Genomic DNA, 22,079 nt, shown 5'->3' on the forward strand with positions numbered 1-22,079 from the left:
TTCCTGCTAATCCCGGCGGTGCCTGAGCGCGTAATCAGTGCTGACGGCCGTGAGGATGAGCAGCCCCTCGACGATCGGCCGATAAGTGGAGTTCCAGCCGAGGAGGTTGAAGCCGTTCCCGATGAGCGTCAGGATCAGCACACCCACCATGCCCCGCCAGACGGCCCCCTGGCCGCCCAGGATGCTCGTGCCGCCGATCACGGCCGCGGCGATGGCGGTGAGCTCCAGCAGCGTGCCCATGTCCGCCTGGGCCGAGCCGCCGCGCGCGGCCAGCACCAGGCCGGCCAGCGCCGCGCAGACCCCGCCGGCGGCGAACACCGCGACGCGGACCCTGCCCACTCCGATGCCCGACAGCCAGGCCGCCGTGGGATTGCCGCCGACGGCATAGACGCGCCGCCCGAACGCGGTACACGACAGCAGCACCGTCGCCACCACGGCCACCGCCACCAGCAGCAGGGACGAGGCCGTGACGCCGCCCAGCACCGTGGGCCAGCTCAGCGACTGGAAGGCGGCCAGCCGCTCCGGCCCCGGATAGACGATCGCGCCGCCGGTGATCACGAGGGCCAGGCCGCGGTGCACGATGCCGAGCGCCAGCGTGGCGATGAACGAGTGCACCCGCGACAGCACCACGACCACGCCGTTCAGGGCGCCGAGCAGGCCGCCGGTGGCGACGGCGGCCGCGTACCCGGCGGGGACCCCGGCGCGCTCGGTGACGATCACCGCCACGATGGCGCTCACCGCGAGTACCGCGCCGGCCGACAGGTCGAAGACGCCGCAGATCACGCACAGGGTCATGCCGCACGCGAGCAGCCCGACGACGACGGCCTGGTCCAGCAGGTTGACGAGATTGCCGGAGGTCAGGAACGTGTCCGTGGACAGCGACAGCGCCACCACGAGCACGGCGACCGCCAGCACGATCCCGTAGTCGCGCAGGCGGAGCGTCGTCATTCGTCGTATTCGCCGGTCACCTGGGCGAGCGCTTCCTTGGTCCCCATGGCCTTGCCGGGGTCGAGATCGGTCGCGAGGTTCGTGGTGGGCACCTGCTTGCCGAGCGCCTTGTTCAGGCCCAGCTCGGCGGCCTTGGCACCGAGGGTCTTGACCGGCAGGTAGTACGCGGCGTACCAGCGTCCCTCCCGCACCGCCGTGACGGTCTGCCGGGAGGCACCGTTGGCGATGTACAAAATGTTCTTGTCCTTGGCCACCGCCTCGGCGCCCAGGATGGCCTGCGACGCCCCGATGATCACGTCGATGCCGGGGTCCTTCTGCAGCACGTCCTGCATGGCCTTGCGCCCGCTCTCCTGCGTGTAACCGCCCTCAAGCCGGGCCTTCACCTCGACGCCCGGCGCGCCCTCCAGCACGCCGATGGCCGCCTGGGTGCGGGCGTTGTCCAGCGGCAGTGCCTTCAGGCCCTCGAAGTAGCCGACCTCGCAGGGGTCCAGCTTCCTGCTCTGGCACGCCTGGACGGCCAGCTTGCCGAGGCCCTCACCGTTGACCGTGGGCACGTCCACCAGCGTGATCGTGCCGTTCACCTGCGGTTCGGCGGTGTCGTACCGATTGCCGACGGGGGTGAAGTGGACGACGACGGAGATTCCGGCCTGCACGGCCGAGCGGATCGCGGGCACCACGGACGCGCCGTCGTTGGCCTGCACCACGAACACCTCGAAGCGCTTGGCCGTCACCGCGTCCTGGAGCTGCTGGACCTGGGCCTGGGCGTCGAAGTTGGAGTCCAGGAACTCGGCGGTGGCGTTGTTGGCCTTGGCGTACTCCTCGATCCCGGCGAACGTCGCGGTCGAGAAGGAGTTGGCCTTGGCGAAGCCGAAGAATCCGATGCGCTTGGGCCCGGCGGTGTCCGGGGCCGGCGTGGAGCTGTACGTGGCGGTGCCGCGGTCGGCGGGATTGACGCACGCGGTGGTCAGCAGGGCCACCGCCGCCAGGACGGGTAAGGCGGTCCATCGTGCGACCATGGCGGTCTCCTTCGGCATCCTCGGGGACTCACGGGGCAGAATGCCTGTGATCATAGAGAAACGGGGAGACCGGGGAGGCCGCTCCGGCCGACGAGCGGCCGGAGAACCATGTTTCGGACGGGAAGCCTGGGTTTCAGGCGGCGAAACCCGGGTTTCGGAACCGATGACCCGTATTTCCGGACATCGAGCTCGGGTCTCAGGCGGGAGCGTTGCCGGGCTTCCACTTGATGCCGCAGCCGAGCGACGGGATCTGCTCCTCGGGCACCGGGTCGCCCTCCAGCAGGGCGTCGATGGCCACGCGCAGCGACGAGCCGGTCACCGGGACGGAGTTGCCCGGCCTGGCACCGTCGAACTCGCCCCGGTAGACGAGCTGCAACTGCCCGTCGTACAGGAAGAAGTCGGGGGTGCAGGCCGCTCGGTAGGCTTTGGCCACCTCCTGGGTGTCGTCCAGCAGGTACGGGAACGGGAATCTCGCCCTGGCGGCCTGCTCCGCCAGGTGCGTGGGATCGTCGTCCGGGTAGTTCACGGCGTCGTTGCTGCAGATGGCGACGACCGACAATCTGGCGCCGTAGTCGTTGGCGAGGGCACCGATGCCGTCTTCGATGTGCCGCACATAGGGGCAGTGGTTGGACAGGAACATCACCAGTGTCGCGGGCGAGCCCTTGAGGTCTTCCAGCGAGACACTGCCGCCGTTGATGGCGGTCAGGTCGAAGGCGGGCGCGGCAGTCCCCAGTGGAACCATGAACGAGTTGGCAGCCATGGCATCAATTGTCGTCCCCGGGCGGGCCGGCAAACGAGTCGAGAGGTGAATTGATGAGTGGCATCGCCGCGTTCCGGAGCATCGTGCTCGACACCGCCGACCCGAAAGGGCTGGCCGAGTTCTACTCGAACCTGCTGGGGTGGCCGATCACGTCAGTCGAGGACGACTGGGTCGTGGTCAGCGACGGCGGGTCGCCGATGCGGCTGGCCTTCCAGCTCGCGCCCGACCACCAGCCGCCGGACTGGCCGAACCCCGGCCGGCCCCAGCAGTTCCACCTCGACGTGACCGTGGAGGATCTGGACGAGGCGGAGGCACAGGCGATCAAGATCGGGGCGGTGAAGCACGGGCACCAGCCGAGCGTGGAGGGCGACTTCCGGGTGTTCCTCGATCCGTCCGGCCATCCGTTCTGCCTCTGCCGGGACTGACGGCCGCCGCCGCACCCGGGGACGGGCGGGGGCCTGGTCTGGCGGGACCTCGTCTGACGGGACCTCGTCTGACGGGGGCTGGTCTGATGGGGGCTGGTCTGATAGGGCCTGGTCTGGCGGGGTGAGTTCGTGTGTGGGGGTGCGGGGGTGCTGGTTCGAGAGTGGGGTGGCGGGGACCGGCCGGCGCCGGTCCCCCAGCCGGGTCAGCGGGTGGACTGGATCAGCAGGTCCACCGCCTTCCTGAGGTTGCCGGCCGCGAGCTCGTGGTCGGCCGCCGCCTGCAGGTCCGGCCGCTTGCCGGCGCGCTGCGCGACGTCCCTGGCCACCGAGACCAGCGCGTCGCCGACGGCGTACGCGTCGGTCTCCGAGCGTTCGAGCAGGGACGCGGCCGTGCCCAGGGCGTCCAGGACGGGGCCGGTGTCGCGGGCCGAGCCGTCGGCGTGCCAGTTGCGGTCTTGCAGGGCGGGCGTCAGCTCCGAGGCGGCGGCCCTGGACAGGTTGTCGCCGCCGGTCAGCCTGCCGCGTGCAGCCTTGAGCCGGTCCTGCCCGCGGTCGGTACGCAGCCCCCACCCATACGGGAACAACGGGTCATACGCCGCGTCGCCCACGTTGATCGGAAGCTGCTCGGCCGAGCGGAACCAGGTGAACGGCAGCCGCCCGGTGTAGGGCACCGCCCCGAACAGCGGGTCGGCCACCCCGTCGCCCTCGGTGCCGGGCAGCCAGGAGGCCACCACGGCCTCGATCCCCGACAGGTCGCCGAGCACCATCGGGCGGCCGGACACCACCAGGACCGCGCACTTCATGGCCCCGCAGACCCGCTCGATCGCGGCCCGGTCGGCGGCGGACAGGTCCAGCGTGCGGCCGGCGCGGCCCACGTCGCCCTGACCCTCGGCGTACGGCGTCTCGCCCACCACGACGACGCCCACGTCGTGCCCGGCCAGGTCGGCGGAGGCGTCGCGGGAGTAGGTCACGCCGGCCGCGCGGGAGCGGATGGCCGACAGGATCGTGGTGCCGGAGGTGATCGGCCCGGACGAGCCCTGCCAGGTGATCGTCCAGCCGCCGGCCTGGTTGCCGAGGTCGTCGGCGTTCGAGCCCGCCACGTACACTTTGGCGTCGCGGCGCAGCGGCAGCAGGCCGCCCGCGTTCTTCAGCAGCACCTGCGACCTGGCCGCGGCCGTGCGGGCGACCGCCCGGTGCGCCGCCGAGCCCACCTCACCGAGGCGGGAGCGGTCGGCATACGGGCGCTCGAACAGCCCCAGCCGGAACTTCTGCCGCAGGATCCTCCTGACCGCGTCGTTCACCCGCTTCCTGGCCACGCGTCCGGCCTCCACCTCGGCCTTGAGCGTGCTCGTGAACGCCGGGTAGGCGTACGGGACCATGATCATGTCGAGCCCGGCGTTGACCGACGTGCGCACGTCGCTCGGATAGTCGCCGGGGATCTGGTCGATGGCCTGCCAGTCGCTGATCGCGAAGCCCTTGAAACGGAGCCGGTCCTTGAGCACGCCGTTGAGCAGCGCGTCCTGGGCGTGCATCTTGAGCGGGCCGGAGCCGAGGTCGACGCTGGAGAACGACGGCATCACGGTGGCGACGCCGCGCTTGACCGCCTCCGCGAACGGCGCCAGGTGGATGGCCTCCAGCTCCTGGCGGCTGGTCCTGGTGATGCCCTGGTCGGTGGTGAAGTCGCCGTTGGTGGAGGAGCCGTACTCGGTGCCGCCGTCGCCGACATAGTGCTTGGCGGTGGCCAGCACGCCGTTCTGCTGCAGCCCGTCGATGATCGTGGCCATCCGGCTCACCAGCGCCGGGTCCTCGCCGAACGACTCGTACGCCCGGCCCCAGCGGTCGTCACGCGACACGCACAGGCACGGCGCGAAGTCCCACGGGATGCCGGTGGCCTTGACCTCCCTGGCGGTGATCTCGCCCTGCCGCTCGACCAGTTCGGGGTCGCGGGTGGCGCCCATGCCGACGTTGTGCGGGAAGATCGTCGCGCCGACCACGTTGTTGTGGCCGTGCACCGCGTCCACGCCGTAGATCAGCGGCACCTGCAGGCGGGCCCGCCGCGCCTGGAGCTGGTAGGCGTCGACCATGTCGGCCCACGCCCGCGGCGTGTTCCGGGCGGGCGCGGAGCCGCCGCCGGACAGGAGGGAGCCGAGCAGGTAGGTGGCGATGTCGCTCTGCCTGGCCAGCGCGCCGCGCTCGGCCTGCGTCATCTGGCCGACCTTCTCCTCCAGCGTCATCCTGCCCAGGAGGTCGGCGATGCGCTTCTTGACCGGCAGGCGGGCGTTCAGGTAGGGGAGGCCGTGGGCGTTGATCACGACGACCGGGGCCTCGGCCGGCGGCCTGGTGCCCGGGCCCGACAACTCGATCGGGATGGTCTCGGCTACCTCGTCCTGCCCGTCCTGGCTCGTCCTGACGGTGAACGCCTTGCTCGCGCCGGACGCCGTACCCGCCCGGAACGTCAGCGTGCCCTGGGCGGACGTGTAGTCCGCGCCCGGGGTGGCGGTGCCGGCGCCGGTGCGGTAGTCCACGGCCAGGTCCTCGGTGAGCGGGGCGCCGGTGGTGGTGGTGATCGTCACCCGTACCTCGGCCCGGCCCTGCTCGTCCACCGGGTAGACGGGCGCGTCGGTGGACAGCCGCACGGGTCGCGGCGGCGCCGTGCCGTAGACCTGGACCTCGTCCCACATCAGGGTGCCGGTGCCGGTGGGCAGGCGCATCGCGTAGCCCCACATGGCGACCAGGTCGAGCTCGCCGTCGGTGGGGGCGCCGCCGGGCTGGTGGTCTGTGCGGCGGGTGAAACCGGCGAACGGCGCCCGCACCTGCCGCCAGCCCACCGTGTCATCGGTGAACGACGACTCGAACAGCTCCGCCTTGCCCGCTCCGCCGCCGCCGTCCTTGACCTCGAAGAAGATCCGCTGGCCTGAGCCGGCGCCTCTCACCCAGAAGGAGAAGCCCTCGTAGGGGGTCCAGTCCTGGGGGGCGGACAGGTCGTGGGACCAGCCGCCCCACCGGCTGATGGCGAAGGCGGACCTGAGCGCCCGGTTGCCGGGCGGGGCGCCCGGCCTGTCGGTGGCGGGTTCCGTGGTGAGAGCCGGGATGGAGGCCGCGTCGTTGCCCCAGGCGTGGACGCCGGTGGGCACGCCACCCGACGTGAAGTCGGTGATAGTGAGCGGCTCGGCGGCGGCCGTTGCGGGCGGGGCGACGACGAGAGACGTGATCAGGGTGGCGAGGGCGGTCCACATGGGGGGCCTCGATCGGAACACGGTGCCTCCAGTCGGGAGAGCGCACTCCCAGGTGCGATCGGCCATACCGCACCTTTCATAACAGCCCCCGACGACGCTGTTCCCGCTGCTTGGCGGTCCCTTTCTCTAAAAACTCCATCCGTTGGGGCAAAGCCAAGCCGCCCGCCGCACGTGGCTGAGGGCCTCCAGGAAAAACGCTCGCTGACGCGCTCGAAAGCTCTATCTGTTACGGCAGAGCCAAGCCGGCCGCCACCCGCCGCACGTGGCAAGGGCCTCCAGGAAAACGCTCGCTGACCCGCACAGGGCTGATCACCGTTACGTGCGCCTCCTTGACCGCCTGGGTGGTACCCACGAGGGCCGCCTGAGAGGTGCGCACGAGACTGCCCGGGCGGTCGGCCCAAGACCGCCCGGGCGGCGCTCCGAGACCGCGTCCACCCCTGGACCGAGGCGTGGCGGCGCACCCGCGCGCTGTGATCGGCTCGCCACGGCCCACACCCCCGTCAAGGCCCAGGCCCGCCACGACCCACACCCCCTGCGACCCCAGTTCAAGCCGGCGGCGAGAGGCCGTGGGGGTGTTAGTCCTCGTCGGGTTCCTCGATCGGCTCCGAGTTGGTGGTGGGGGTCGGCGTCAGGGACGCGGAGTCGGAGGCGAGGGCGCCGCCGATGGCGCCGATGGTGTGGGTGAGGCGGACACCTGAGCCGTCCCTGCGGCCTATTTCGTCCGGTAGTGGCACCGGCTTGCCCACCGCCGAGACCGCCTTGGCCGGGGCCGGGCCGGCCCAGGCCAGCAGCAGCTCGTCCTCGCCCTTCAGGAACCGCTGGGCCCGCACCCCGCCCGTGGCCCGCCCCTTGGCGGGGAAGTCCGCGTAGTCGGAGACCTTGCCGCCGCCCACCTGCGTGCCCGGCAGGGCCGTCGAGGAGCCCGCGATCGTGACCACCTGCGCGGGACGTTCGGAGTCGACGACGCCGAACCAGATCACCCTGGCCCCGTCGTCGAGCCGGATGCCCGCCATGCCGCCCGCCGGACGGCCCTGCGGGCGGACCAGCACGGCCGGGTAACGCAGCAGTTGGGCGTCGGAGGAGATGAAGACCAGGTCGTGGGCCTCGGACACCAGCTCCACAGCGCCCACCACGTGGTCGCCGTCCTTGAGGGCGATCACCTCGAAGTCGTCACGGACCGGATAGTCCGGAACCACCCGTTTGACCACCCCCTGAGCCGTGCCCAGGGCCAGGCCGGGACCGTCGGGATCGAGGGAGCTCAGGCCGACGACCTTCTCGTCGGGCTGCAGCGAGACGTATTCGGAGACCGGGTGGCCGCCCGACAGCGTCGGAGGGTTGGCCGAGGGCGGCAGTGTCGGCAGGTCCACCACCTGGACCCGGATCAGCCGGCCCAGCGACGTGACGACGCCGACCTCGCCGCGTACGGAGGTCCGTACGACCGACACCAGCACGTCGTGCGCCGCGCGATCGCCCTCGCCAGGCAGCGGCGTGGCGTCGCCGGTGCGGGCCAGCAGGCCGGTCGAGGACAGCAGCGCCAGGCACGGGTCGTCGGCCACCTGGAGCGAGATCGCCGCGGTGCGGGTGACGCCCGGCGACTCCAGCAGGACCGTACGGCGCGGCGTGCCGTATTTCTTGGCCACGTCGGCCAGCTCGCCGGAGACCACCTGGCGCAGCTTGGCCTCGGAGGAGAGGATCTCGGAGAGCGCGGCGATCTCCTCAGTCAGCGTCTCCTTCTCGCGGTCGAGCTCCAGCTTGTCGTATCGGGTCAGGCGGCGCAGCGGCGTGTCGAGGATGTAGGAGGCCTGGATGTCGGTCAGCTCGAACACCTCCATCAACCGCGTCCGCGCATGGGTCGAGTCGTCGGAGGAACGGATGACCTGGATGACCTCGTCGATGTTCAGCAGGGCGATGATGAGGCCGTCGACCAGGTGCAGGCGCTCCTCGCGCTTGCGGCGCCGGAACTCCGTCCTGCGGCGCACGACCTCGAGCCGGTGGTCCACGTAGACCTGCAGCATCTCTCGCAGGCCCAGGGTGCGGGGCTCGCCGTCGACCAGGGCGACGTTGTTGATGCCGAAGGTCTCCTCCATCGGCGTCAGCCGGTAGAGCTCCTCCAGGACGGCCTCGGGGATGAAGCCGTTTTTGATCTCGATGACCAGCTGCAGGCCCTTGTGCCGGTCGGTGAGGTCCTTGAGATCGGCGATGCCCTGCAGCTTCTTGCTGGTCACCAGCTCGCGGATCTTGGTGATGACCCGCTCGGGGCCGACGTTGTAGGGGAGTTCGGTGACGACGATGCCCTTGCGGCGCGGGGTGATCTGCTCGACCGCGCACTTGGCCCGCATGCGGAACGTGCCACGCCCGCTCTCGTAGGCGTCCCTGACCCCCTGCAGCCCGATGATCGAGCCGCCGGTCGGCAGGTCGGGACCCGGCACGAACCGCATCAGCTCGTCGAGCGTCGCGTCCGGCTTCTTGATCAGGTGGCGGGCGGCCGCCACGACCTCAGCGAGGTTGTGCGGGGCCATGTTGGTGGCCATGCCGACCGCGATCCCGCTGGTGCCGTTGACGAGCAGGTTGGGGAACGCCGAGGGCATGACCCCGGGCTCGGTCTCCTGGCCGTCGTAGTTGGGTTTGAAGCCGACGGTGTCCTCGTCGAGCGACTCGACCATGAGCATCGCCGCCGGGGCCAGCCTGGCCTCGGTGTAACGCATGGCGGCGGGCAGGTCGTCGGGCGAGCCGAAGTTGCCGTGCCCGTCGACGAGGTTGAGGCGCATGGAGAAGGGCTGCGCCAGGCGTACGAGAGCGTCGTAGATGGCGGAGTCGCCGTGGGGGTGGAGCTTACCCATGACGTCGCCGACGACGCGCGAGGACTTGACGTGCCCACGGTCGGGGCGCAGGCCCATCTCGCTCATCGAGTAGAGGATGCGCCGCTGCACCGGCTTGAGTCCGTCACGAGCGTCGGGCAGGGCGCGCTGGTAGATAACCGAGTAGGCGTACTCGAGGTAACTCGTGCGCATCTCGGAGGAGACGTCGATGTCGACGATCCGCTCCTCGAAATCCTCAGGCGGGGGTGCAGTCGTGCGTCGGGCCATCTTGTGCTGCGCGGCTGCCTCGGCCGTCGCGCCGAGGGGAAGCGCATCCTCCTTCTGTGCTTGTGCTGTAACGGTAGCCGTCAGCCCGCTGGAGCAGCGTCAGATCGGCGTGTGGGGTGTCAACGTACCCCGTCCCGGTCGCGACTCGGTGACGCCCAGAGGCGCGCGGCCACGCGACCGGTATGGGTTCCGACGTGTTCGCCCCTGGGAATGATGGCACGAGCCAGGTCCCCATTGATGTATCCAGAGCGTCGCATGTGCCTCGGCGGACGCCTGCGGGATCAAGGCCGTGCTCGTCGGGGACGGCGGTCTCCACCGCCGCGCGGGCGCGGGACAGGGCTTCTCGCCCATAAGGTACGGGCACCTCCTCGCCGATGACTGACCTGGTCACGCCGGGTCTGGCCGGGTAATCCCGATGACCCGGATCGAACATCCTGTCGAAGTCAAGAGGATACTCGATCCGCGCGGCTTCTCGCATACTTGTTCGATCAAGGGGCGGCGTGTCGTCGCGCGAGGAGTTCGTCGGCCAAGCAGTTGCTGGGTATCACGTTCTGGGCACGGAGGCCACCTCCCTGGCCTCCGGAGGCGTCGTGACCGAGTTTCATCCCCGCGACCGAGCACATCGGCCACATCGGCGCCGAGCACATCGGCGCCGAGGCCGCCGGGGTCGATCCGCGCAGGCCGCTGGAGGCCGAGACCCCGCCGGCTCAAACGCCCTTCCGCGAGACGGGGATCGACGACGAGCAGCACCTGCAGTTCGCCGTCGGGCTCACCGATCGGGAGAACGAGGCGCCGCTGCCGTTCCCCATGGGCCCCATCAGGTCGCCGGAATTCCAGCCGAGGCTGCGGTGGCGGCCGCGCGATCGCCACCACCTCCTCCAGGCGGGCACGGGATCACCACCCAGGGGGCCCAGAACGCGCACGTCACGGCGCCCTGCCCGATGCGGGTCAGCGAGCGTTCTCCTGGAGGCCCTCAGTCATGGGCGGCGGGTGGCGGCCGGCTTGGCTTCGCCGTACAGGATGAAAATGCGGGTGGTGGCCGGCTTGGCTCTGCCGTACGAGCTGGAAATGCCGTTCAAGATGAAAATGCACCGGGTAGGAGAAGCTGGTAACAAGGAGGGCATGATTGATGCCCCGGATGCGGCGATGCTGCGGGAAGAGGCCGAGGAGAAGCTGCGGGCGCTGGCAGGCGATCACGCACGGCTCCGTGATGACCAGTGGGCCGCGATAGAGGCGCTCGTCGTGGACCGGCGCAGGGTGCTCGTCGTGCAGCGCACCGGATGGGGCAAGTCGGCCGTCTACTTCGTGGCCACCGCCCTCCTGCGCGAGCTGGGCGAGGGCCCCACCGTCATCGTGTCGCCCCTGCTGGCGCTCATGCGCAACCAGATCGCCGCCGCCGAGCGCGCCGGCATCAACGCCGTGACGATCAACTCCGCCAACCCAGAGGCGTGGGAGGAGATCTACGGCCAGGTCGCAGACGGGCAGGTCGACGTGCTGCTGGTCAGCCCCGAGCGGCTCAACAACCCCGACTTCCGCGACAACGTCCTGCCCGAGCTGGCCGAGAGCGCCGGGCTGGTGGTGGTCGACGAGGCGCACTGCATCTCCGACTGGGGACATGACTTCAGGCCCGACTACCGCAGGCTGGCCACGTTGTTCGCGGAGCTGCCGCCGGGCATCCCCGTGCTGTCCACCACCGCGACCGCCAACGCGCGGGTCACCCGTGACGTGGCCGAGCAGATGCGCCTGCCCGGGGAGCTGAGGTCCGACGGCGACGACACGCTCGTGCTGCGCGGCCCGCTGGAGCGCGACAGCCTGCACCTCGGCGTCGTCCGCCTTCAGACGGCCGAGCAGCGGCTGGCCTGGCTGGGCCGGACGCTGCGCGAGCTGCCCGGTTCCGGCATCGTCTACACCCTCACCGTGGCCGCTGCCCACGAGATCGCCGGCTACCTGCGCGAGCAGGGCCTGGAGGTGGCCGCCTACTCCGGTCAGACGGAGCCGGCCGAGCGGCTGGCGGCCGAGGAGGCGCTGCTCAACAACAAGATCAAGGCGCTGGTGGCGACGAGCGCGCTCGGGATGGGGTTCGACAAGCCGGATCTGGGGTTCGTGGTGCACGTGGGCGCGCCGCAGTCGCCGGTCGCCTACTACCAGCAGGTCGGCAGGGCCGGGCGCGGGGTCGAGCGGGCCGAGGTGATCCTGCTGCCCGGCGTCGAGGATCGCGACATCTGGGCATATTTCACCTCGCTGGCGTTCCCGCCCGAGCCCGTCGTACGCGCCACGCTCCAGACCCTCGAAGCGGGCGGCCTCATGTCCACCCCCGCCCTGGAGGCCGCCGTCGACCTCAGCCGCGGCCGCCTGGAGATGATGCTCAAGGTCCTCGACGTGGACGGCGCGGTCAGGCGGGTCAAGGGCGGCTGGGAGGCCACCGGGGAGCCGTGGTCCTACGACGCCGACCGCTACGCCCGCATCGCCGCCGAACGCAAGGCCGAGCAGCAGGCCATGCTCGGCTACCTGACGACGTCCGAGTGCCGCGAGCAGTACCTGCGCAGGCACCTCGACGACGAGTCCGCCGCCCCGTGCGGCCGCTGCGACAACTGCACCGGCAACCACCGCTCCCCGGAGATCGGCGAGCAGGCCGTCGCGACCGCCCGCGACCGCCTGAGCCGCCCCGGCGTCGAGATCGAGGCCCGCAAGCAGTGGCCGACCGGCCTGGCCGACCTGTCCGGGCGGATCAAGGCCGAGCTCGGCGCGGATCCCGGCAGGGCGCTCGGGCGGCTGACCGACATCGGGTGGGGCAACCGGCTGCGGGAGCTGTTCAACGGGGACGACGGGCCGCTCCCCGACGACCTGTTCAAGGCCGTGGTGCAGGTGCTGGCGGCCTGGGAGTGGAGCGCCCGCCCGGTCGCCGTGGTCAACGTGCCGTCGGCGGCACGGCCCACGCTGGTGCGCGGCTTCGCCGAGCGGCTGGCGCAGATCGGGCGGCTGTCCTACCTGGGGGAGCTGGGCTATCGGGCGGGCTCGCCGGGGCAGCAGTTCAACAGCGCCAAGCGGGTCCAGGCGATCAGGGGCACCCTGGCCATGCCCAAGGAGCTGGCCGCCTCGATCGCGAGCTGCGGCGGCCCGGTGCTGCTCGTGGACGACCGGGTGGACACGGGGTGGACGATGACGCTGGCGGCGGCCCTCGTCCGCCACGCGGGCGCCCCCGCCGTCCTGCCCCTGGCCCTGGCGACCACGTCCTGACCGCCGGGGTCAGCCGACGCCCATCGAGAGCAGGTCGTAGCCGGCGCGCTCGGCGCCGGCGAGACCGTATTCGACCTCGTAGGAGCCAACCGACGGAGGGTCACCTGGCCGTAACGCCCGCATGCCGCGAACCGCGAACGCCCGCGTGCCTAGAACGGCGGGCGCGCGCCCAGGTGCATGATCGCCTTCGCCGCCAGCCGGCACCCGGCGGTCAGTGCCTCCGCCGGCGGCTTGCTCGCCAGCCAGGCCGGCAGGAACCCGGCCGAGAACGCGTCACCGGCCCCCGTGCCGTCCACGATCTTGTCGACCGGCTCGGCGGGCACGCGCACCGGATCCGGGCGGCCGTTGGAGTACCACAACGCGCCTTCGGCGGCCATCTTGATCACGACCTGCGGGAACCACGCCGTCAGCACCTTGGCGGCGGCCTCGGGGTCGTCGCGGCCGGTCAGCACCTTGGCCTGGTCGGTGTTGGCGAACAGCAGCTTGGCCCCGCTGGTCCACTCCAGGAACGGCTCGGCCCCCGTGCGGTCCAGCGGCGCCGACGAGGCGCAGTCGATCGAGATCGACATGTTGGTGCGGTGGGCCATGTCGAGCGCGGCGAGCCCGGCGTCCCGCGAGCCCTCGTTGATCAACGTGTAGCCCGACAGGTGCAGGTGCGTGCCCGGCGCGAACAGGTCGCGCGGCAGGTCCTCCGGCGACAGCGCCGCGTTGGCACCCGGGTCGGACAGCATGGTGCGCTCGCCCTTGTGCGTCACGAGCACCACGCAGGTGCCGGTCGGGCGCTCCGGGTCCATGACGAGCCGGGCGTCCACGCCGTAGCCCATCAGCTCCATGTCGCGGTTGCGCCCCGTGATGTCAGCGCCCCTGCGGCCGATGAACGCCACCTCGGCACCCTCGACGGCGAGCCACGAGGCGACATTCGCCCCGGAGCCGCCACCATGCATGGTCACGATCGCCGGAGTATCGCTCGCCCTGGCGAGCGCATAGCGGGCGCGCGCGACGGCGTCGGTCATGAGATCGCCCACCACGACGACCCGCGTCATGATGCCACCACCTTGCATCCTTCAGAACGAGCCTGGCCACGGCAAAACTAACAGCTTCCGGGCTGCCCGTGGGGCGGACCCCCGACACCCGGCCGCAGTCGATGCACAAGCGTTGCCCAAAAAGCCTACTGGTCTTGCCATGTGGGATGAGGGTTACCCTCGAGACTGTGGAGGCACAGTACCCGGCTCACTGGGAGGCCGACGTCGTCCTGACGGACGGTGGCACCGCACACGTACGTCCCATCAGGCCCGCCGACGCGGACCGCCTCCGTTCCTTCTACTCCCGCCTGTCGGACGAGTCGATCTATTTCCGGTTCTTCGGCCCGCGCCCCCGGCTGTCGGACCGGGAGGTCGAGCGCTTCACCAACGTCGACTACGTCAACAGGGTCGCCCTGATCGCCACCATCGGCGACGAGATGGTGGCCGTGATCCGCTACGACCGCACGGGCCCCGGCGAGGCCGAGGTGGCCTTCCTCGTCGAGGACGCCCACCAGGGCAGGGGCGTGGCCTCCGTGCTGCTGGAGCACCTGGCGGCCACGGCCCGCGAGCGCGGCATCGAACACTTCGTCGCCGACGTCCTGCCCGCCAACAAGCGCATGACGGGCCTGCTGCGCCAGGCGGGCTACACGGCGCAGACCCAGTTCGCCGACGGCGTCGTACGCATGACGCTCGACCTCACCCCCACCGAAACCTCCACCGAGGTCACGGCGGCGCGCGAGCACCGGGCGGAGGCCAGGTCGATCGCCCGGCTGCTCGCCCCGGGCTCGGTCGCGGTCATCGGCGCCTCGCGCGAGCCGGGCGGGGTGGGCCAGACGGTCCTGCGCCACCTGCTGGCCGCCGACTTCACCGGCCCCGTCTATCCGGTGCACCGCGAGGTGCGGGCGGTCGCGGGCGTGCGGGCCTACCCGAGCGTGAGCGCGATCGACGACGACGTGGACCTGGCGGTGGTGGCCGTGCCGGCCGAGAGCGTCATCGACGTGGTCAAGGAATGCGCGGAGAAGGGCGTGCACGGGCTGGTCGTGGTCTCGTCGGGGTTCGGCGAGACGGGCGCGGAGGGCAGGGCCAGGCAGGATGAGCTGGCGCGCATCGCCCGCTCCTACGGCCTGCGCGTCGTGGGCCCCAACTGCCTCGGCATCGCCAACACCGACCCCGCCGTCAGGCTCAACGCCACCCTCGCCGCCACCGTGCCCGGCCGGGGCGAGGTGGGCTTCTTCAGCCAGTCCGGCGCGCTCGGCACCGCGCTGCTCCAGCGGGTGGCCCAGCGCGGCATGGGCATCTCGTCGTTCGTCTCCGCGGGCAACAGGGCCGACGTCTCGGGCAACGACCTGCTGCAATATTGGGAGGAGGACGATTCCACCGAGGTGATCCTGCTCTACCTGGAGACGCTGGGCAATCCGCGCAAGTTCACCCGGCTGGCCAGGCGCATCTCCCGCAGGAAGCCCATCGTGGTGGTCAAGAGCGGCGGCACCCGCGCCGGGGCCTCGGCGGCGGAGCCGGGGCTGCCGGACTGGGCGATCGGCCCGCTGTTCGAGCAGGCGGGCCTGATCAGGGTCGACGACCTCTTCCAGCTCTTCGACGTGGGCCAGTTGCTGGCCTACCAGCCGCTGCCCGCCGGTCCCCGGGTCGCGCTCGTGACCAACTCCGACGCGCTCGGCCTGCTCGCCGCCGACGCCTGCCTCGCCGCCGGGCTGGAGCCCCGCGCGCCGGTCAACCTGGGTGCGGCCGCGGGCCCCGCGGAGTTCGGTACGTCGCTCGCCGGCGAACTGTCCTCCCCCGACGTGGACGCCGCGGTCGTGATCTACATGCCGCCCATTCCCGGCGAGACGGCCGAGGTGGCGGCCGAGCTGCTCCGGGCCGCGAAGGACACCGGCAAGCCGGTGCTCACGACGTTCCGCGGCCATCTGGGCATGGATCCGGTGCTGCGCGTGGAGACGCCCGGCTCGGGGACGCCCGCGCGCGGCTCCATCCCGTCGTACGCGGCGCCGGAGGAGGCGGTCAGGGCGCTGGCCCACGCGGTCCGCTACGCGAAGTGGCGCGCCCAGCCGGTGAGGCCGCCCTCGGAGCTCGACGACATCGACACCGCCCGTGCCAGAACCCTCGTCCACACCGCCCTGTCGCCCGGTCCCGAAGCGATGACCCCGGCTGCGGCGGATGCGACCGGCGACGCGGCACCCTCGGCCACCACACCGCGGCCCGCCGCGGCCGCGCAGGCCCAGGGAGAGCCCTCAAAGGGGGCACAGGGGGATGCCCCGGGGAAGGCGCTGGCGGAGGCCGCAAGCGAGGCACCGAGGGAGGCCCCGGAGAAGGAGCCCCCGGCCGAGGCACCGACAAAGGTCTCAGGGGTGGCGGGTGGTGGGTCCGTGTTGCCGCCCGTGTTCGCCGAGCCCGGACCGCCCGTCGAGATCGACGCCACCGAGCTGCTCTCCTGCTACGGCCTGACCGTCTGGCCCGCCGTGGTGGTGAGCTCGCCCGACGAGGCCGTCGCCGCCGCCGAGCGGCTCGGCGGGCCCGTGGTGCTCAAGGTGGCCGACCCGGGCGCCTCGCGCCGTGCGGGCACCGTGCGCCTGGGGCTGACCGGCCAGGAGATGGTGCGGCACGCCTACGCCGAGTTCACCGACCAGCTCGGCACGGAGGTGGAGCTGGCGGTGCAGCGCATGGCGCCGCAGCCGGCCGTGCCGACCGTGGTGAGCGTGATCGAGGACCCGGCGTTCGGGCCGGTGGTGTCGTTCGGGCTGGGCGAGGTGGCCGCCCGCCTCCTGCTCGACCAGGGCTTCCGCCTGGCCCCGCTGACCGGCGCGGACGCCTCCGCCCTGGTCAGGTCCGTACGCGCGGCGCCCCTGCTCTTCGGCCAGTACGGCTACCCGCCCGTGGCGGTCGACGCCCTGGAGGACCTCCTCGTACGCGTCGGCCGCCTGGCCGGCGACCTGCCGGAGCTGGCCCGGCTGGACCTGGACCCCGTGTTCGTGGGCGAGTCGGACGCCATGGTGCTCGGTGCCAGGGCCACCCTGCGCACCCCGGCGGGCCCCCGGCTGGACGGCGGCCCGCACCGCCTCTCCTGATGCGCCCTGAGCGAAAGAAGTGACCAGAGCGCGCAATGATGCCTGGATAAAGACGTTATAGAGCGTTATGTGCGGCGGGTGAGTGCACAGCCGGTCCCTGGCAGGATGGAGCCATGAGGGAAACCCGAGTCTCAGCCGCGGGCCTGCGTGAAGCGATCGAGCGCAGCGGCTACTACCCCGACCTCGTCACCGATGCGGTCGAATCCGCGCTGGGCAAGGAGGCCGTGACCGCGTTCGTGGTCCACCACGAGGCCACATTCGATCCCGCGATGGAGGTGCGCAGACACGTCACCGTCCTGGTGCTGTCGGCGACGCGGCTGCTGGTCTGTCACACCGATGAGCACCCCGCGGTGGAGGGTGTCTCGACCTCCCACGCCTCCACCACCACGGAGGCCGTGCGCCTCAGCCGGGTCCAGTCGGTCGCCGTCACCCGCGTCGTGCCCGACCCCGCCTCCTACGTGCCCGGGGTGCCGCCCACGGAGGTGACGCTCACGATCGGCTGGGGTGCCATCTCCCACGTGGACCTGGAGCCGGCCACGTGCGGCGACGAAAACTGCGAGGCCGACCACGGCTACACGGGCGCGATCACGGCCGACGACCTCTCGCTCAGGGTCAGCGAGGCGGCCGACGGCCCGGAGAAGGTCACCCACGTTCTCGCCTTCGCCAAGGCCCTCTCCGAGGCCACCGCCCGCGCCGCCTCCTGACCCCCGGGCCGCGCCGGCGCCTGCCGACCAGCAACGCGGACGAACAGGGAGTGACAGGGCGAGGGCTACGATGAGGGACATGCTGGTGCCGAGTTACGGCGCGGGGTCTCTGACCGATCTGCCTGGTTCGCTGCTGGCCGCGCTGGGCCTGCGCGAGCCCAACACGCTCGCCATCGAGCCCGCCGACCGCATCTGCCTGTTCCTGGTGGACGGCCTGGGAGCCGAGTTGCTCCGCGCCCACCCCGAGACCGCCCCGTTCCTGTCCGGGCTGGCCAGCCGCACCCTCACCGCCGGCTTCCCCGCCACCACCGTCACCAGCCTGTGTTCCCTCGGCACCGGCCTGACCCCGGGCGAGCACGGCATGCTCGGCCTGATGCTGGCCGTCCCGGGCACCGGCCACCTGCTCAACTGCCTGCGCTGGACGATGCCCGACGGCCTGTCCATGGATCCGGAGGTGTGGCAGCCCGCCCCGACGGTCTACCAGCGCGCCGCCGAGGCCGGGATCGACTGCGCCTACGTGGCCCCCGCCGAGTTCGAGGGCACCGGGCTGACCAGGGCCGTCTACCGCGGGGTCCGCCACGTCGCGGCCGAGGCCGTGGCCGACCGCGTCGCCCGTGCCCACGAGGCGATGCGCGAGCGATCCGCGCACGTCACGGTCTACTACGGCGACCTCGACGCCGCCGGGCACAAGACGGGCTGGGGGAGCGAGGAGTGGCTGCGCCAACTCGGCATCGTCGATGACATGGCGCGGCGGCTCGCCGAGGGCCTGCCGCCCGGCTCCGCCCTCTACGTCACCGCCGACCACGGCATGGTCAACGCCACCGAGAAGCTCGACGCGGAGAGCGTTCCCGAGCTGGTCGAGGGGGTGGCGATGCTCGGCGGCGAGGCCAGGGCCAGGCACGTCTACGCCCGCCCCGGCGCGGCGACACAGGTGCTGGAGGCGTGGCGGGAGCGGCTCGACGGGAAAGCCTGGGTAGTGTCCAGGCAGGAGGCGGTCGACTCCGGCTGGTTCGGGCCCCGCGTGCGTGACGCGTGGCTGGGGCGCATCGGCGACGTCATCGCCGTGCCGCACGCCGACCTGGCCATCACCGCCCCCGGCAACCATCCGATCGAGGCCCTGTTCACCGGATACCACGGCTCGCTGACGCGGGCCGAGCAGCACGTCCCGCTTATGGAGGTACGAACGTGACGAGCCCGTTGATCTCTCCCGCCGATCTCGCCGCGCTCGGCGGCGTGACGGTGCTCGACGTCCGCTGGCGGCTCGGCGGCCCGCCCGGGGTGGAGCTCTACCGCGAGGGCCACCTCCCGGGTGCCGTCTTCTGCGACCTCAACGCCGATCTCGCGGCCCCTCCCGGCGCGGGCGGGCGGCATCCGCTGCCGGCGGCGGACCCGTTCCAGGACGCGATGCGCCGTCTGGGGGTGTCGGGCGCGCGGCCGGTGGTGGTCTACGACGACACCGCCTCGATGGCCGCCGCCCGGGCCTGGTGGGTGCTGCGCTACTTCGGCCACGACGACGTACGCGCGCTCGACGGCGGCCTGCGGGCCTGGACCGAGGCGGGGCTGCCGATCACGAAGGAGGCCCCGGACGTCGCGCCGGGGGACTTCACGGCCCGGCCGGGCGGGATGCCGGCGCTGACGGCCGCCGAGGCGGCGGCGCTGGCCACCGAGGGCGTGCTGCTCGACGCCAGAGCGGCAGAGCGTTACCGGGGCGAGGTGGAGCCGGTCGATCCGGTGGCCGGGCACATCCCGGGCGCCGTCAGCGCGCCCACGACCGACAACGTCGGCCCGGACGGCAGGTTCCTCGACCCGGCCGCCCTGCGGGCCCGCTTCGCCGGGCTGGGCCTCGGCGAGGGCGTCCAGGCGGGCGCCTACTGCGGCTCCGGGGTGACCGCCGCCCACGAGGTGCTGGCCCTGGCGGTGGCCGGCCTCCCCGCCGCCCTCTACGTGGGCTCCTGGTCCGACTGGATCACCGACCCCACCCGCCCGATCGCCACGGGCTGACCGCACACCGGCCCTCCTAACAGAGGGGGAGGTCGCCGGCGCCGAAGCAGACGAAGCCGACCTCGCTGCTCTTGGCGGAGGCGTAGGCCAGGGCCGCGTCCGGCGGGTGCCCCGCCGCCACGAGTTCGTGGAACGTGCTCATCAGCACCGGCGCCAGGTCATCCCGGACCGGCACCATCCCCGCCACCACGCAGGCCGACCCCTTCGCCAGGAACGTCCCCGGCAACCCCAGTGGCGCCCCCTCCACCGGCGTACGGGACATGCCGGAATTGCAGGCCGACAGCACCACCAGCCCCGCCGACCGCGACACGTCCAGCAGGTCGTAGGCCATCAGCGAGCGATCCTCCAGCGTGATCCCCGACACCAGCGGGCTGCGCGCGTGGAACACCCCGTGCGCCGCCAGGTGCAGCACGTCGGCCATCTCCAGCGCCGACAGCACCGCCTCCGTCCGGCCGGGGACCTCCCGCCCGCCCCGATAGCAGGACAGCACCTGCGAGACCTCCGCCCGCGCGTACGAGAGCGCGGGCCCGGCCGCGGCCACCACCACCGGCGAGCCGCCACCGCGCGCCCGGCCCACCTCCCGGGCCCGGACCCAGGCGGCGGCGCTGGCGGCCACGCTCACCGGGCGTTCGCGCAGGCACGGCAGCGCCCCCCAGGGCAGGGTGTGCAGCGCGCCCACCGGCACCGCCACCAGCGCCCGGTCACCCAGCTCGGCCAGCAGCGGCCGCAGCAGCAGCCGCTCCACCTCCGCCCCGGCGGTCTCGACGTCCTCCGGACCCTCCTGCCGTCGCAGCGAGTAGCGCAGCCGCACGATGGCCTCCTTGACCGCCCGCACGTCCCCGACCCGCCGCACCAGCACCCGCTCGTCGCTGATCAGCACGCCCAGCAGCGCCTCGCCCTCGGCCACGAACTCCACCAGTGCCCCCCGCCCGGCCAGCTCGGCACGCACCCGCTCGGGGTCCACCGCCTGGCAGGCATGCGCGGGGGCGGTGACCGCCCGCCACCGCTCGGCCCACTCGAACACCTCAGCCGCGCACCCGTCCCGCATCGCCAGCCCCAGCCCGAACGCCGCCAGCCGGTCCCCGGCCCTGGCCGCGTGCGCGCGTACCGAGGGGTCGTCGAACGTCTCCACCTGCTCGCTCACCTTCGCCAGCCCGTCGTGGACCGCCCGGAAGGCCCCCGTGACGTCCTCCCGCAGTGACGCCTCCAGGGCGAGCGCGTGCTGCCGCACCGGCACCGGGATCCCGGTCGTCTGCGGCTCGGCCCCCAGCGAGGTGAGCCGGGTGCCGACCGGCATCCAGCGCTCGTTCCGGTTGACGTGCCGGGTGAGCCTGGCCAACTGCGCCGAGGCCGTCGGATGATCGTCCACGGTCAGCGCCGCCTCGGCCGCGACCAGCCGCAACGCCGCGGCCCCCGCCCGGTCGGCGAACCCCCGCTCCAGCTCGTCCGCGCACTCGACCAGCTCCGCGAGCAGCGCGGGCGAGACCGGTTCGAGCGCCAGGCGGGAGCGCAGGACGACCTCCCGGGCCAGCGGCAGCCACGACGTACGGTCCTGCGCGGCCAGCTCGGCCGTCGCCTGCTCGGCCACCTCCCAGGCCCGGCGCGGATCGCCGGTCAGCAGCTCCACCTGCGCCAGCTTCAGCCGCGCCTCCGCCAGCGCCACGTGCGCGCCGGCCGCCTCCAGATCGGGTACGGCCAGGCTCAGCATGGCCCTGGCCTCCCCGGGCAGGTGTGCGGCCAGCAGGGCCCCGGCGAAGTCGGCCCGCATCGTGGCCAGCCGCTCGGGGAAGCCGAACAGCGTGTCCTCGGCCTCCCGGTAGTGCTTGAACGCCCCCGCGATGTCGCCCCGGCGTACGGCGAGGAAGGGCAGGTTGGCGGCGGACAGGCGGGCCAGATGCCGCAGCCCGGACCGGCGGGAGATCTCCAGGCAGGCGCTCAGGTCGCGCATGGCGGCGTCCCAGTCACCGCGATAGGAGTGGATGAGCCCCCGGTTGAGCAGGCCGCCCGCCAGGAACCGGCGGTCGTCGATGGTGCCCGGCGCCGTCACCAGGGCCCGCAGCGCCCGGTCGCAGGAGGCGATGGCCTCCTGGTGGCGGCCGAGGTGGGCCAGGGCGACCGCGCGCTGGGTGTCCAGCTTGGCGCGGTCCAGCGGCGACAGGTAGGCCCAGGCCAGCGCGGCCACCCGCAGGGCCTGCAGCGGGTGGCCGCGTTCGGTGCGGACGGTGACCAGGGACAGCCGCGCCTGGGCCACCCGCTCCGGCGGCGCGCCCTCGGTGGTGACGGCGGCGCGGAGGTGCTGTTCGGCGCTCTGGAGGTCGCCCAGCTCGCGGGCGGCCAGCGCCATCGCCCTGAGCGCCATGACCTCCCCCTCGGGGAAGCCGATGCGGCGGGACGTCGCGAGCACGAGACCGCCCGCGTGCAAAGCATGGTGGGGATCGACGAGGGAACGCATCAGGGCGGCCTCGGCCGCCCTGATGAGCCGGTCGCGCTGGGAGTGCGATGTCACGCTCATGAAGCCTTGCTCGAGAAGTTACTCGAAAAAGCCGGGAGAGGGCGCGGCTCTA

The 22,079-nt window shown here is 72.3% G+C and carries 13 protein-coding genes; 6 read left to right on the plus strand and 7 right to left on the minus strand.

The window, feature by feature from the left end:
• Window positions 1–6 precede the first annotated feature (6 nt).
• The 3 genes from ABGB18_RS30025 to ABGB18_RS30035 form a co-directional block, all read right to left on the minus strand.
• Window positions 7–948, minus strand: coding sequence for an ABC transporter permease (locus ABGB18_RS30025; RefSeq protein ID WP_347698982.1), 942 nt, complete (start codon window positions 946–948; stop codon window positions 7–9).
• On the minus strand, window positions 945–1,964 hold the full coding sequence (locus ABGB18_RS30030) for a sugar ABC transporter substrate-binding protein (protein WP_347698983.1): 1,020 nt from the start codon (window positions 1,962–1,964) through the stop codon (window positions 945–947). Before ABGB18_RS30030 ends, ABGB18_RS30025 begins: the two co-directional genes overlap by 4 nt.
• Window positions 1,965–2,160: 196 nt before the next feature.
• The gene (locus tag ABGB18_RS30035) at window positions 2,161–2,724 is read right to left on the minus strand and encodes a thioredoxin family protein (RefSeq protein ID WP_347698984.1); all 564 of its coding nucleotides are present in this window, start codon (window positions 2,722–2,724) and stop codon (window positions 2,161–2,163) included.
• Between the two features lie 53 nt (window positions 2,725–2,777).
• Here ABGB18_RS30035 and ABGB18_RS30040 point away from each other — a divergent pair, with 53 nt between their 5' ends.
• Window positions 2,778–3,149: a VOC family protein gene (locus ABGB18_RS30040; RefSeq protein WP_347698985.1), complete on the plus strand. Its 372-nt coding sequence runs from the start codon at window positions 2,778–2,780 to the stop codon at window positions 3,147–3,149.
• A 203-nt stretch (window positions 3,150–3,352) separates the two neighbouring features.
• Here the strand turns inward: ABGB18_RS30040 and ABGB18_RS30045 are convergent, their stop codons facing one another.
• Complete coding sequence (locus ABGB18_RS30045) at window positions 3,353–6,385, minus strand: glycoside hydrolase family 3 N-terminal domain-containing protein (RefSeq protein WP_347698986.1); 3,033 nt, start codon at window positions 6,383–6,385, stop codon at window positions 3,353–3,355.
• Window positions 6,386–6,960: 575 nt separating this feature from the next.
• The gene (locus tag ABGB18_RS30050; protein WP_347698987.1) at window positions 6,961–9,471 is read right to left on the minus strand and encodes a DNA topoisomerase IV subunit A; all 2,511 of its coding nucleotides are present in this window, start codon (window positions 9,469–9,471) and stop codon (window positions 6,961–6,963) included.
• Window positions 9,472–10,593: 1,122 nt separating this feature from the next.
• On the opposite strand from ABGB18_RS30050, the gene ABGB18_RS30055 reads away from it, so the two are divergent.
• The gene (locus ABGB18_RS30055) at window positions 10,594–12,708 is read left to right on the plus strand and encodes a RecQ family ATP-dependent DNA helicase (RefSeq protein ID WP_347698988.1); all 2,115 of its coding nucleotides are present in this window, start codon (window positions 10,594–10,596) and stop codon (window positions 12,706–12,708) included.
• 149 nt (window positions 12,709–12,857) lie between these two features.
• On the opposite strand, the gene ABGB18_RS30060 is transcribed toward ABGB18_RS30055, so the two are convergent.
• A complete protein-coding gene (locus ABGB18_RS30060; protein ID WP_347698989.1) occupies window positions 12,858–13,751 on the minus strand; it encodes a sugar kinase in 894 nt (297 codons plus the stop codon).
• Window positions 13,752–13,897: 146 nt separating this feature from the next.
• On the opposite strand from ABGB18_RS30060, the gene ABGB18_RS30065 reads away from it, so the two are divergent.
• The 4 genes from ABGB18_RS30065 (at window position 13,898) to ABGB18_RS30080 (ending at window position 19,515) form a co-directional block, all read left to right on the plus strand.
• Entirely contained in the window at window positions 13,898–16,810 is a 2,913-nt protein-coding gene (locus ABGB18_RS30065; RefSeq protein WP_347698990.1) for a GNAT family N-acetyltransferase, read from the plus strand.
• 113 nt (window positions 16,811–16,923) lie between these two features.
• Window positions 16,924–17,514 carry a DUF5998 family protein gene (locus ABGB18_RS30070; protein ID WP_347698991.1) on the plus strand — a complete coding sequence of 197 codons (591 nt, stop codon included), beginning with the start codon at window positions 16,924–16,926 and terminating at the stop codon, window positions 17,512–17,514.
• Between the two features lie 79 nt (window positions 17,515–17,593).
• On the plus strand, window positions 17,594–18,703 hold the full coding sequence (locus ABGB18_RS30075; protein ID WP_347698992.1) for a nucleotide pyrophosphatase/phosphodiesterase family protein: 1,110 nt from the start codon (window positions 17,594–17,596) through the stop codon (window positions 18,701–18,703).
• Window positions 18,700–19,515 carry a sulfurtransferase gene (locus ABGB18_RS30080; RefSeq protein WP_347698993.1) on the plus strand — a complete coding sequence of 272 codons (816 nt, stop codon included), beginning with the start codon at window positions 18,700–18,702 and terminating at the stop codon, window positions 19,513–19,515. The genes ABGB18_RS30075 and ABGB18_RS30080 overlap by 4 nt, the downstream gene beginning before the upstream one ends.
• A gap of 16 nt (window positions 19,516–19,531) precedes the next feature.
• On the opposite strand, the gene ABGB18_RS30085 is transcribed toward ABGB18_RS30080, so the two are convergent.
• Window positions 19,532–22,027, minus strand: a complete 2,496-nt coding sequence (locus tag ABGB18_RS30085) for a CHAT domain-containing tetratricopeptide repeat protein (RefSeq protein WP_347698994.1) — start codon at window positions 22,025–22,027, stop codon at window positions 19,532–19,534.
• Window positions 22,028–22,079: the final 52 nt, after the last annotated feature.

The organism is Nonomuraea sp. B12E4 (assembly GCF_039871825.1).
In the GTDB taxonomy this organism is placed as follows: Bacteria; Actinomycetota; Actinomycetes; order Streptosporangiales; family Streptosporangiaceae; genus Nonomuraea.